This is a genomic window from Pseudoalteromonas sp. NEC-BIFX-2020_015 (genome assembly GCF_012952265.1).
In the GTDB taxonomy this organism is placed as follows: domain Bacteria; phylum Pseudomonadota; class Gammaproteobacteria; order Enterobacterales; family Alteromonadaceae; genus Pseudoalteromonas; species Pseudoalteromonas neustonica.
The window spans coordinates 76,029-89,468 of sequence record NZ_JABCJL010000002.1 but is presented as its reverse complement, the minus strand read 5'-3'; the positions used below and the strand labels follow the sequence as shown (position 1 = coordinate 89,468).

9 protein-coding genes are annotated in these 13,440 nt (G+C 40.8%); 3 read left to right on the top strand and 6 right to left on the bottom strand.

Annotation, left to right across the window (positions count from 1 at the left end; all coding sequences use genetic code 11):
- Positions 1 to 7: 7 nt before the first annotated feature.
- From HH219_RS01925 to mrcB, 3 genes are all read left to right on the top strand, one after another.
- On the top strand, positions 8 to 1,237 hold the full coding sequence (locus HH219_RS01925; RefSeq protein WP_054204192.1) for an ammonium transporter: 1,230 nt from the start codon (positions 8 to 10) through the stop codon (positions 1,235 to 1,237).
- A gap of 177 nt (positions 1,238 to 1,414) precedes the next feature.
- Positions 1,415 to 1,576 carry a YqaE/Pmp3 family membrane protein gene (locus HH219_RS01920; protein WP_082355624.1) on the top strand — a complete coding sequence of 54 codons (162 nt, stop codon included), beginning with the start codon at positions 1,415 to 1,417 and terminating at the stop codon, positions 1,574 to 1,576.
- Positions 1,577 to 1,662: 86 nt separating this feature from the next.
- Positions 1,663 to 4,044: a penicillin-binding protein 1B gene (mrcB, locus tag HH219_RS01915; RefSeq protein ID WP_054453663.1), complete on the top strand. Its 2,382-nt coding sequence runs from the start codon at positions 1,663 to 1,665 to the stop codon at positions 4,042 to 4,044.
- 48 nt (positions 4,045 to 4,092) lie between these two features.
- On the opposite strand, the gene HH219_RS01910 is transcribed toward mrcB, so the two are convergent.
- The 6 genes from HH219_RS01910 to HH219_RS01885 form a co-directional block, all read right to left on the bottom strand.
- Positions 4,093 to 5,934, bottom strand: coding sequence for a methyl-accepting chemotaxis protein (locus HH219_RS01910; RefSeq protein WP_169326475.1), 1,842 nt, complete (start codon positions 5,932 to 5,934; stop codon positions 4,093 to 4,095).
- 496 nt (positions 5,935 to 6,430) lie between these two features.
- The gene (gene hemL / locus HH219_RS01905) at positions 6,431 to 7,711 is read right to left on the bottom strand and encodes a glutamate-1-semialdehyde 2,1-aminomutase (protein WP_064435253.1); all 1,281 of its coding nucleotides are present in this window, start codon (positions 7,709 to 7,711) and stop codon (positions 6,431 to 6,433) included.
- Between the two features lie 31 nt (positions 7,712 to 7,742).
- Positions 7,743 to 8,759, bottom strand: coding sequence for an aspartate carbamoyltransferase (locus HH219_RS01900; protein WP_054205533.1), 1,017 nt, complete (start codon positions 8,757 to 8,759; stop codon positions 7,743 to 7,745).
- An 84-nt stretch (positions 8,760 to 8,843) separates the two neighbouring features.
- Positions 8,844 to 9,278, bottom strand: coding sequence for a CopD family protein (locus HH219_RS01895; RefSeq protein WP_169326474.1), 435 nt, complete (start codon positions 9,276 to 9,278; stop codon positions 8,844 to 8,846).
- 19 nt (positions 9,279 to 9,297) lie between these two features.
- Complete coding sequence (locus HH219_RS01890; RefSeq protein ID WP_054453667.1) at positions 9,298 to 10,980, bottom strand: chloride channel protein; 1,683 nt, start codon at positions 10,978 to 10,980, stop codon at positions 9,298 to 9,300.
- Between the two features lie 503 nt (positions 10,981 to 11,483).
- Positions 11,484 to 13,364: a methyl-accepting chemotaxis protein gene (locus tag HH219_RS01885; protein ID WP_169326473.1), complete on the bottom strand. Its 1,881-nt coding sequence runs from the start codon at positions 13,362 to 13,364 to the stop codon at positions 11,484 to 11,486.
- Positions 13,365 to 13,440: the final 76 nt, after the last annotated feature.

Sequence of the window (13,440 nt, the reverse complement as noted above, 5' to 3'; positions counted from 1 at the left end):
GGGCTTTATGGAAAACACGATTATAGAACTCAAATTCTCGTTAGATACATTTTATTTTTTAATCTCAGGTATTTTAGTGATGTGGATGGCTGCAGGTTTTGCCATGCTTGAAGCCGGTTTAGTGCGTTCAAAAAATACCACTGAAATTTTAACTAAAAATGTGGCGTTGTATGCAATCGCATGCACCATGTTTTTACTGGTTGGCTACAACATTATGTATGTAGACAACACTGAAGGTGGCTTAGTCCCTTCGCTTGGCGCATTAATAGGCACGCAAGCTGCTGATGCAGATCATTCTTTGGAGTCAGACTTCTTCTTTCAAGTTGTATTTGTAGCAACTGCGATGTCAATTGTATCGGGGGCTGTTGCTGAGCGTATGAAGTTATGGGCTTTTCTTGCATTTGCAATTGTATTAACCGGTTTTATCTACCCGATTGAGGGCTATTGGACTTGGGGTGGAGGGTTCTTATCTGAAATGGGTTTTGTTGACTTTGCAGGTTCTGCGATTGTGCACGGTACAGGTGCAGCGGCGGCGCTTGCAGGTGTATTAATGCTTGGTGCTCGTAAAGGTAAATACGGTAAAAATGGTGAAATTTATCCAATTCCGGGTTCTAACTTGCCGTTAGCAACATTGGGTACGTTTATTTTATGGATGGGATGGTTTGGTTTTAACGGTGGTTCTCAGTTATTAATTTCAGATGCAGCAAATGCAACTGCCGTAGGCAAAATATTACTAAACACCAATGCCGCTGCGGCCACTGGCGCAATTGCAGCGTTGTTTGTATGTAAAGTGCTATGGGGTAAAGCAGACTTAACAATGGTGCTTAACGGTGCATTGGCAGGACTCGTTGTGATTACGGCAGACCCCTTATCACCTTCGCCGGTAATGGCGTGTTTATTGGGTGTTTTAGGTGGCTCACTCGTGGTATTTAGCATTGTAGCGCTGGATAAAGTTAAAATTGATGATCCCGTTGGTGCAATTTCAGTTCATGGTGTATGCGGGGTACTTGGTATCATGCTAGTGCCTGTTACGAATGCAGAGGCAACCTTTGTTAATCAGTTAATTGGTTTGGTGTGTATTTTAGGGTTTGTATTTATAGCGTCAGTCATTGTATGGACTGTTTTGAAGAAAACCATAGGTATTCGTGTCACAGAAGAAGAAGAGTTAAATGGAATGGATCAGCACGATTGTGGTATTGATGCTTATCCTGAGTTTGTCTCTGTGCGTGGTAACTAATCAGTAATAGCAAATTTAAATAATTGTGTGTTCAAAACAAAGTCCTAACTGCGGTTAGGGCTTTTTTGTGCGATAGACAATACAGACACGGAAAAATCAGAACATTCGCATAGGAAAAATAACGATTACTGGCTATGCTTAGGACAAAATTATTACCAAACTATAATAAGGATCCTTATGGATAACAAATTAGTACTGATCATTTTGTCGTTATTTTTACCACCGATAGCTGTATTTTTAAAAGCGGGTGTGGGTAAAGATCTCATCATTAATATCGTTCTATGTTTTATCTTTTTTATACCTGCCGTGATCCATTCACTTTGGTTGTGTACACGCTAAGTTTCAGTGACTGTTAATTTTACAGGTGTTAATATTGTCGTCATTACATCTGTAAAATTAACTTCTGGAAATAAATAGCAACGTCAATGACTGATAAAAAAGACTCGCGAACAACAAAAACGTCTTCAAAACGCCCTGCAAAGAAAGAGCCAAGCTCGACACCTAAAGCCGCAAAAAAAACGGTGAGTAAAACCACTGCAAATAAAAAAACTGAAGCTAAAAAGAACGCGTCTGAAAATGTTAAAAAGCGCAGTATTGGGCGTAAGCTATGGTCTATTTTCTGGAAGTTAACTTTAGCGGGTATCGTCGCTATGAGTTTATATTTGATTTATCTTGATGCAAAGGTAACGCGCCAATTTGAAGGTAATAAATGGCAACTGCCTGCGCAAGTATACGCCAGAGCAATGACATTTTATCCAGGACAGTTTTTATCTAGTGACGAAGTTATTTGGGAGCTCAAACGCTTAAGTTATTCTTCCGTTAATAAAATAAGCCGTACTGGGCAATATATTAAAGGTCCAGACAGTATCAAAATTTACCGTCGTGAGTTTGATTTTTATGACGGGTTTGAGCAAGCGAGTGAAATTGAGCTGCGTTTCGCGGGGCAAAAACTGGCGACGATTAAAGACAAGTTTGGGCGCCGTGTTAATTCAGCGCGTTTGGAGCCGGTGCAAATAGCACGTATTGGCAATGACTCAAAACAAGATCGCGAATTTGTACCACTTGATAAATTCCCGCCAATGCTAAAAGATACCTTGCTGGTGGTTGAAGACCAAAATTTTTATAAACACCATGGTGTGTCTGTGTGGTCAATTATGCGTGCTTTGTATAGTAATATTAAAGCCGGTCGTACGGTTCAAGGTGGCAGTACGTTAACACAGCAGTTAGCTAAAAATATTTATTTGACCCGTGAGCGCACGCTGGTGCGTAAATTCAACGAAGCACTCATTGCTTTAATTTTAGACTATCGTTATTCAAAAGATCAGATCCTAGAAGCCTATTTAAACGAGGTATACCTTGGTCAATCCTATAACCAAGGTGTTCATGGCATGGGGTTAGCGTCAGACTTTTATTTTTCAAAGCCCGTTGATGAACTTGAGTTTGACCAAATAGCCTTACTGGTGGCAATGGTTAAAGGTCCGTCATATTACAACCCGCGTCGTTATAGTGAACGGACGATGGAACGCCGTGACTTAGTATTGCGTTTAATGGTCGAAAATCAATTAATTGATACCAGAGAGTACCGTGCAGCGCTAAAGCGTCCTATTACTGTGTCACCAATGAAAGACAGCATTACAAAATCATACCCGGGTTATTTGGAGTTAGTTGATCGTGAGTTGAAAAAACTATTACCTGATCAAGAGGTGCTAGATGCCGGTGTGAGGGTGTTTACCTATTTTGATTTGCAAAAACAAGCTGCGATGGAAGAGGCAATAGCAAATAGTTTACCGTACTTAGAGAAGCGCTCAACGACAGAGCAGTTAGAAGCGGCGATGATCTCAGTTAATGTAGAAAAAGGCGGTGTGTCGGCTTTAGTTGCGGGACGTGATCCGCGCTTTTTAGGGTTTAACCGTGTACTTGATACTAAACGAAATATTGGTTCACTGGTGAAGCCTGCGGTTTATTTAACGGCACTTGGTTCGCCTAATTATAACTTAGCCACCTTGTTAGATGATTCACCTTTGCAGGTGACAAATGAGCAAGGAAAAGTATGGCAGCCTGAGAACTTTGATCGTCAGTTTCGTGGTATGTTGCCGCTTTATAAAGCGTTTAGTCAAAGTATTAATATTCCAGCAGTGAATTTGGGCTTGGATGTTGGTGTTGATAACGTCGCCGATACACTTAATAAACTGGGTGTTAAAGAGCAAATAGATCATTATCCTTCATTATTATTAGGTGCACTTGAAATGTCGAGCTTTGAGGTGGCGCAGCTTTACACCACGCTTGCAGCTGACGGTGAATACCGAGCGCTGACATCGATTTCAGCAATGACTGACTCTGTGGGTAGTGTTTTGTATTCACATAAGGTGAAATCACAGCCAAGGTTTGCAAAAGACGCCATGTACATGACCAAGTATGCGATGAAGCGAGTGACAAAAGATGGTACCGCAAAACGTTTAAATGCCCATTTTCCGTCAATTCAGTTAGCGGGTAAAACAGGCACGAGTAATGACTTGCGTGATAGCTGGTTTGCAGGGTTTGATCAAAATACAGTAACGGTCGCATGGCTTGGTCGTGATGATAATAAAAGTACGGGCTTAACAGGCAGTGTAGGGGCGCTTGAAGCGTATATCCGTTATCTTAAACCGCTTAACCCACAAGCAATTGCCGATACACGTCCTGCTTCGATTCGCTGGGCATTTATTAATGAACTGACAGGAAAACAAGCACCACCGGGATGCGGTAAAGTTATTCAACTACCACTTAGGGTTAGCGAATTCGAACCAAGGCCAAGCTGCCAGCGTTAAGTCTCTAAGTAAAAAAGCCAACATAAGTTGGCTTTTTTATAGCATACATTAAGATTTAAAAAATCGCATTGCATCGGATAGTAGCTCTGAAAGCTGACTAATTTTTTTCGCATCACATAGGCTAGACTGCGCAGATATTTGGGTTTGCTCTGCTAAGTGACTAATTTGTTGGGCATCGTTTAACGCTTGGGTTGTTGCTTGGGATTGTAATTGCACACGCTGCGCAATTTGCTCACCTTGTACTTTGATCTCTTGCATGCTTTTTTCTGCATTTTGTAGCACATTATTAGTGTCATTTGCTGACTGCACTGAGTGCACCATCTTCTCTACACTTGAACGCATTTTTTGTTGTGTATCATCTGATGCTTGCTGCAATGAGCTGATAATTTGGTGTATTTCTTGAGTTTGTGCCTGTGTACGTAAAGCAAGTGTTCGTACTTCATCAGCAACAACAGCAAAACCACGGCCTTGCTCTCCAGCGCGCGCTGCTTCAATAGCGGCATTTAGCGCTAATAAGTTGGTTTGATCAGCTATTTCACTAATACCTTTACTTACATTACCAATATTTTGGCTATCCACGGCTAGGCGATCGAGTGCTTGTTGGTTTTCGCTAAACTCCACTTGTAAGTCTTGCATATACTGAGCAAGCTCCATGGTGTTACGCGAGCCTTCTTTAACATGTTGGGCTGCATTTTGCGCAATTAACATTGCTTGATTTGCTGATTCTTCAACAGCATGAGCACTGTCTGACATATCACTTAATGCGTTGTGAATTGTATTTACACGCCCTTGTTGCTCGCTTACATCATGACTTGTTTGATGGCTTGCTTGTTCAAGTGATACCGTAGCGCTGCTTAAATCTACGGTTGTTTTTTTTACTTCTGCTAATAGATTACTAAATGCTTTTAGTAATGCATTGTAACGGGCTGTAATAATGCTCATTTCATCACTGCCGATAGATTCTAATCTAGCACTTAGATCGCCATTAGCAGCTTGTTCTGCTGCGTCAGCAAATCGGGTGATACCATCCACTACAGCAAAATAAAAACCAATTAATAAATAAAATGCACTCAACAAACTTAATATTGAAGCAATTAATACAATGTTTCTGATCCATTGTTGCTGCTGTAACTTGTCAGTAATTAGTTGCTCAAGTGTTGGCACACTTTGCTTTATAAGTTCTTTGATATTGCTGGTGACTGCTTGATGTAATTGAGAAAACTCGGCCTGTGTTATTTCTAAATTATCGGGCTCTAATAGTTTGCTGTCGATGGCGCGCTTAAAGTTAAGGGTACTTTGCTGTAGTTTATTTATCAAAGGAGTTAAAATTTTACTCACTTGTTTGTTGGCCGTTGTGGCTACGAATAAGGTTTTTTCAATGTTTTCTTCATACTGAGGTAAGGATTTAGATAAATTTGACAGCGCTATAAATGTGTCAGGAGTAAAGCCTTTATTAGTTAAAACTGTATTTGCGCTATTGCTTGTTAAATTAACTTGTTCTATTAAAGCTGGGATGGGAGATACCAGTGCGCGGTTCAAGTAAGCACTGGCTAAATGATCATCCACAGCGAGTTGCGATTGGATAGAGACTAATTCAAGCGCATCCTTGTTTTGAGAGTCACTAACTTGATAACCGAAGCTGCGAGCAATAGCAGCATTTTTATTTGTTTGGGAGTTCATTTGGTTTTCGAGTAAAGCACTGTAACTTTGTAAACCTTGACGTTTCATTGTTGAAACATGAATACTATCGGTTAATAACGAGAGTAAGAAGAATAGGCTAACACTTAGGGGAACTAATAAAATACCAAATACGAGACTAATTTTAGTTTTGTATTTTAAATTTGCCATCAAGTTGATAGCAGGGGAAGTTGCGCGTCGTAGTCCTGACATAGTGCTCTCTTGTTATAGGCAAAATAGTGAATGCTGTTTAGTAAGACCTAGCTTACTTGCAATATCATTCATTAATATTAGCCTATAAACAAAAAAAGCCCTTATGGGCTTTTTAATTACATTAAAACGAGGGCGTATTGACCTTTGTGGATTGAAATTTGTTCAATCCAGGGGCGATTTAATCGCGGCGCGAGGTTTGTCACCGAGTGGGCTCGATAACTGCTCCTGCGTTATTCTACTGGCTCACATCCATGTGAGAATAAGTAAAAATCGAGCAAAGCTTCCGCGTCCTGCTCACGCCCCTTACCTTTCCTCCATGTAGGTAACAAAGAGTTAATCGCCCCTAGAAAGAACTCTTTGGGCAGCGCATGTTTGGCATTTATACTGCGTTATCGTCGATTTATGGGGAACAACCACACACCATAGGCGCTGTCTTGCCTAAATACCAAACAGTCTGCTGCAAAATTAATCACGAAAGATCAACACACCCTAATACTTATAGTTTTGCAAAAGCGCGCTGTGCAGCGGCAATCGTATCTGTAATCTCTTGCTCTGAATGCTCAGAACATACAAAACCTGCCTCAAATGCTGATGGGGCCAAGTAAACGCCTTCTTCAAGCATTAAGTGGAAGAACTTTTTAAAGCGCTCTAAATCGCATTGTGTAGCTTGCTCGTAAGTGGTTACTTTGTCTTGATCAGTAAAGAAAAAGCCATACATGCCACCGGCATAGTTAGTTGTAAGGGCGATGCCTGCAGCTTTTGCTGCTGCTTCAAAACCCTCACAGATTGCTTTACTTTTCGCTTCAAGCTTAGCGTGTAGGCCTTCAACGCTAAGTAGCTCTAGCGCTTTCAAACCTGCGGCCATTGCAATAGGGTTACCTGAAAGAGTACCCGCTTGATAGACAGGGCCAACTGGAGCTATGTAATCCATGATCTGCGTTTTACCGCCAAACGCGCCCACAGGCATACCGCCGCCAATAACTTTACCTAAACAGGTTAAATCAGGGATGATGTTGTAATAAGCCTGTGCGCCGCCAAGTGCTACGCGAAAGCCGGTCATTACTTCATCAAAAATAAGCACTGATTTATATTCATCACATACTTCACGCAGGCCTTCTAAGAAGCCAGGAACAGGAGGAATACAGTTCATGTTGCCGGCCACTGGCTCTACAATAATACACGCAATTTCATCTGCATATTTTGCAAAAATGGCTTTCACTTCATCAAGGTTATTAAACGACACTGTTAATGTGTGCTTAGCAAAATCTTCAGGAATACCCGGTGAATTAGGCACGCCCATAGTTAATGCACCTGAGCCTGCTTTCACTAGTAGTGAATCAGCATGACCGTGGTAACACCCTTCAAATTTAAGTATTTTGTCACGGCCAGTAAAGCCACGAGCTAAGCGAATTGCGCTCATGGTGGCTTCAGTTCCTGAGCTTACCATGCGAACTTTTTCGATTGATGGAACTAGCTCTTTTACTTTTTCGGCCATTAATATTTCAGCTTCGGTAGGTGCGCCGTAACTTAGGCCATTTTCTACCGCTTCAAGCACTGCTTGCTTAATTGCAGGGTGATTATGGCCCATAATCATCGGACCCCATGAACCTACATAATCAATATAACGATTGCCATCGGCATCGAAAGTAAATGGGCCTTGTGCGCTGGTAATAAATAGCGGTGTGCCGCCAACGCCATTAAAGGCACGTACTGGTGAGTTAACACCACCCGGAATAGATTGTTGTGCGCGGGCAAATAAATCTTGGCTAATTGTCATGAAAAATCCTATTAAGTTGTCACTTTAAAAATTAACTATCGCGTTTGCGGCTAAACCAAGGCACTGCAACTTCGTATTGCTCTACTTTATCGGCAACATCAAGTGTAAGTGCAAACAGAGCCATGCGAATTAATACGCCATTTTGTACTTGACGAAAAATTGCTAAGTTGTCATTTAGGTTTAAATCGTTATCGAGCTCATTAGCTTCCATACGACTATCTCGCGGCAGTGGGTGCATTAAAATAGAGTTGGGTTTGCAATGGGCATTATAAATAGATTGACTAATTCTAAAGCCACCACGGTATTTGTTTGCTTCTTCTTGTGATGGGAAGCGCTCTTCTTGAATACGTGTTTGATAGACAATGTCAGCGGCTAAATTGCCTTCCATTTTATCAACAATTTCTATTTTATGACCCGCATTATCAACAGCATCCAAAATGTAGCTTGGCATTTGTAAGCCGTCAGGTGCGACCATCGAAAACTTAATGTTTTTATAATGACACAGTAGTTTTGATAACGAATGCACCGTACGGCCATATTTTAAATCGCCAACAAGGGCGATGTGCATACCATCAATGTTTTGATCAAAGCGGTGAAGTTCACGTTCAATAGTCAGTAAATCAAGTAGTGCTTGTGTCGGGTGCTCGTTTGGGCCATCGCCGCCGTTTATGACAGGCACTGAGCAACCGGTTGCAAATTCAGCAACTGAGCCTGAATCAGGGTGGCGCATGGCGACTGCATCGGCATAAGCTGAAATAACACGAGCGGTGTCATAGAGCGACTCGCCTTTGGCAAGAGCTGAACTTTGCATACCGGTTGTTTCGCGAACCAAGCCGCCTAATAAATTAAAAGCAGTACCAAAACTTACGCGAGTACGCGTACTTGGCTCAAAGAATAAGTTTGCTAATATTGCCCCTTCAAGCACGTTTGTGCGTTTTTGCTTTTTAGCATATGGCTCCATTTTCTTTGCAACTGCAAAGATACGTTCAATACAGTCACGATCAAGCTGATTGACCGAAAGAATATTTTCACCTTGGAAACTTAACATGGGGTTATTCCTATCACATTGAAAAGGGGCGCGATCTAACCATCAAAGATGGGCACGCAATCGCGCGGTACTATAGCAAATTTTTTATAAACTTGGTTTAGTTATGGCTAAAAATACGATGACTAATAGCACTAACACGGGCAACTCATTAAAAATACGATAAAAGCGATCACTGCGTGTATTACGGTCATGTTTAAAATCAGCGAGTAATTTAAAGCAATACGCATGGTATATATACAGTGCGATGACGAGTACTAATTTGTAATGCAACCACATGCTGTATTTAAACCATTCCCGGCCATATTCAACAATGAGTAGTACACCAAATACGGCTGTTAATATGGCAAAAGGGGTTACAAAATAGAGCAAGCGACGCTCCATCACTTTAAGCATAGAATTACAGGCTCGTTCTTCACTCATGGCGTGATAAACAAAAAGGCGTGGTAAGTAAAATATGCCGGCAAACCAGGCAATCATAAAAAATACATGTAAGGCTTTATAAACCAGTAGCGCGCTCATAGTGTTCTCTTATTTTTTGTTACAGTAAGCTATTACGTATAGTAAGGATATGGCGGATCTGATCCCAGCGCATAATTCCCATAATTTGTTGGTTATCGAGTAAGTTATAAATATACACAGCACCGCTGCGTTTATCTTTTAGTAAGTCAAATACATCAGCAAGTGTTGATTGGCTACTAACGCCTTGTAAGTTAATGTAATTTATTGATATGTTTTGTTCTGACATTAAACTTAAATCGTATTCAGCTAAACGGTAGCCATTTTCAGTATCGTAAACAATCAAGGGAGTTTGACTACTCACAGCATCAAGGCTTGTTTTAATTTGTTCTTTATCCGCGGAGTAGAGCAATTTAAAGTTTTCATCCATTTCATCCATCACCCCCACTTTTTGTAATGCCTCAGTGGCAGGGGATACATGATACGACAAACCTTGAAAATCTAATTGCTGCAAGAAAATAGAACGATTACCAAAAATTTGTAATGCAGTGACGTAGGCTGTCGAAATAACCAGCATAGCAGGGACAATAATCTCAGGGCTTGAGGTCAGTTCCATAACGGTTGTTAAAGCGGCAAGCGGGGCATGCAGTGTGGCAGCGAGTAAGCCTGCCATGCCTAATACGCTATAAGTGCCGGCTATATCAGCACCGGGGCTAATAAATTGTGCAAAAAATGCCATGAGAGTGCCCATTAATACACCCAGTCCAATAACTGGGCCTATAATTCCACCGGGGATACCCAATCCAATCGCAAATAAGGTGGCAAGCAACTTAGCAATTAAAATGGTTGTTAACAGTTGTACATCGTCAGGAGATTCAATTGCAATAGTAATAGCGCTCATACCAGAGCCCATCGCTTGTGGGACCATATAAGCTATACCGCCTGCAATTACGCCGGCCAATAGTAAACGCGGGAACATACTTAGGGGTTTAAACGTGCGAATTATCATCATCAGGTTTTGGTTAAACGCAAAAGCAACCGCGCCTAAAGCCATCCCAAAAATGATTAAAAATGGGTAATGCCAACCGCTTAAGGGGTTAACAACAATAAGAGCAAGCTCAGAGACATCACCAAATACAAATTGAGTGGCAAGGGCCCCCGTTACGGCGGCAAGCATAATGGGGACGAATATGTGGATTTTATACTCTCTGAGCACCACTTCCATCACAAAAATGACGGCTGCTAGTGGTGTATTAAACGAAGCGGCAATACCCGCAGCCACACCACAACCGCTTAGCGTGCGCATAGCATTGTGAGGTAAGTGCAGTTTATCAGCAAGCAAGCTTGCGCCCGTTGCACCCATATGTACTGAAGGCCCTTCACGTCCAACAGAAAAACCACTAATTAACGCCAGAGCACCACCGACAAATTGATTAACTGTGTTATATAACGGCATTTGTCCGTAGTGACGCTTTATGCGGTGAATAACAAAGGGAATGCCTAAGCGATAATGTTTAAAACCTGTTAGGGCTGCAAATAAGGCAATCAAAAAGGCCGCGCCAATTGGCATTAATACCCGTTCAAGGGTTGGAAGTGTTGTAAAGTCATCAGGTGTTTCAAGAAATAAACCTTGAAAGAATAAAATTGTTAAACGGAATAAGATGATAAAAAACGCAGCAATTAAACCAGCACATACACCTAGTAAGCACAGTTGCACCGATGTTTTTGGCTTAGCCAAGCGACGCCTAAGCGTTTCAAGCCACATGCATTTTTCCTCGCCACCCATTTAGGCGGGCAGTTTATCAAATGTACGGCAGTAAGTCCTTTTGATTTTTGAATTATCTACGGATAACCTCTGATTTTATCAGGCTCATTTCAAGGGCATAAGTACGGGGGGATGGGGGGATTTATTAGTGGCAAATAGACGGCTTAGTGCGCCGTATTATTAATACAGTTTCAATATGCAGAAGGTGAGCTTGCAGGTATATTTATGCCCAAACCACCTCAAAATGCAGAATTCAGCGTTTCACAGGTGTTTAATATCAAGGCGTTATTTGCAGTAATGGCAGTCCCTTTTAAGAAGTTACAACGATGAAAGTAAGCGTCTGTGAAATGCCCAAAGGGTTGATTTAAAAGCGACTTATACTGCGCTATTGATTTTAACAAGGGGGCAACCATTATTTACAATCAATGCCTTGTCTAAATCGCTTTTAATTCCAACTGACACTTACATCTTGAGGTGACTTGGGCATATACCATCAAGTTTAATTACACAATAAATTTTTTCAGTAAATCTTGCTGAGCATTTACGTTTTCAGCTAGATTTGTATTGGTTTCAAATTGCTCTTTAGCAAATTCATCCACTTGCACACTAATATCTTTAATATTAATTGTATTTTTATTAATTTCTTCAATAACCGTGCTTTGCTCTTCAATCGCGGCAGCTATTTGAAAGTTCCTATCCATAATGTCTTTAACTGACATAGAAATAGTGTTTAAAGATTGATTGGCAACCTCAGTTTGCTCAACACACTGCGATGCCTTTTGCTTACTTTGCTCCATAGCTTGCTGTACTTTTGATGAAAACAGTTGAATCTGCTCAATCATTGCTTTTATTTCTGTTGTTGAGCTTTGCGTTCTTGAGGCTAAGGTTCTTACTTCATCGGCCACAACCGCAAACCCGCGCCCTTGCTCCCCAGCTCTTGCTGCTTCAATTGCTGCATTTAGTGCAAGCAAATTGGTTTGCTCTGCTACGTTATTTATTACAGAAAGTATTTGCTCAATACTATTACTGTGTTCCGCTAATTGATTACTCAGTTCTTGGGAGTTAGAAATTGAATCCGATAGATTAGTAATATCTGATGTGGTTTTTTCAAACAAGGTTTTACTTGAACTCGTTGAATCATTTACCAAGGTTACTGATGTTGCAGCTTCTTGTGCGCTGGAGGCAATTTCAGATGAGGTGGTGCTCATCTCATGCATCGCAGTGGCTAGACTATCAATTAATTGGTATTGTTCGTTCAGGGAGCGGCTTGATTCGGTTGATAATGATTTTGCTGCTGCACTTTGCGCTTCAACACTATTCGCTTTATCAATAACGCCCGTCACTAATATCTGTAATGACGATAAAAAGCGATTAAAACTTTTAGCTACCACGCCACACTCATCTTCTGTAGTTACTGTTAATCGTTGAGTTAGATCTCCGCCACCAGAGGCAATTTCACTGATTGCATGCTCTAGTTCATCTAGCGGTCTTAATAGTATTGTTGCCAATGTTCTGATGACCAACACACAAAAAGCAATACTTAAAATAGCAATGAAAAAGGTACGTGTTGTAAAGACGGTTAGGGATTCATACACTTTATCTTTATCAAGTAGCATGGCTAAAGACCAATCAACGCCAGCGTTATCACTCAAGGGATAAAAGTAGAGTAACTTTGTTTGTCCTTCGTGCTCAATCTCTAAAATTTGCTTACTTTCAGTTGGGGATTTTTGGTAAATATTTTGAGTTTGTTTATTGCTGAAGCTGGTGGTCGGGTGAGTAATAATCTTACCAGTGCCATCGACAACAAATGCTAAACCATTGCCGTTAAAGTTAATGGTATTTACGCTATCAGCAATGGCATTTAAGCTCAAATCACCACCAATAACACCTTGAAAACCACTAGAAGTGTTAATTGCAGTGACAACTGATAATAATAGTTCGTTTGTAGCAGCATCAACATAAGGTGCGGTAAATGAGATCGCATCGTTGTTTTGCACTAACTTGTACCATGGTCTTTCTTTAAAATCGATACCAGGTGGATTAACCCTCTGTTTATCATTAGAGCGAAGCCCTTTTTCATCGCTTAGCGTACCAAACATTAATGAAAAATCATCTGAAAAGGCTGGGTTTTCTAACCCAGCTTGAAAATTATCTTTAGAGAAGTCTGATTCAATCTGCTTTTTTAAAACATTAACTTGTGCTGATTTACTAACCAGCCAATTGCTAATGCTTTGTGATAACAGTGATGCATTATCCTGCATATACGCGTCGGTGGACTTTTTTAGCGTTTGTTGTACAAGTAAGTAAGTTGTTGTTGCAAGTAGTGAAATAACGATAAATACCACTATGCCTGAAGCGATGGAGAATTTAGTTCTGATTTTCATAATATTTCACTTTTTGACTGAATAAGAACGAGTGTTTTTTGTTATGTATATATAAACATAGTCTACACTTAGGAAA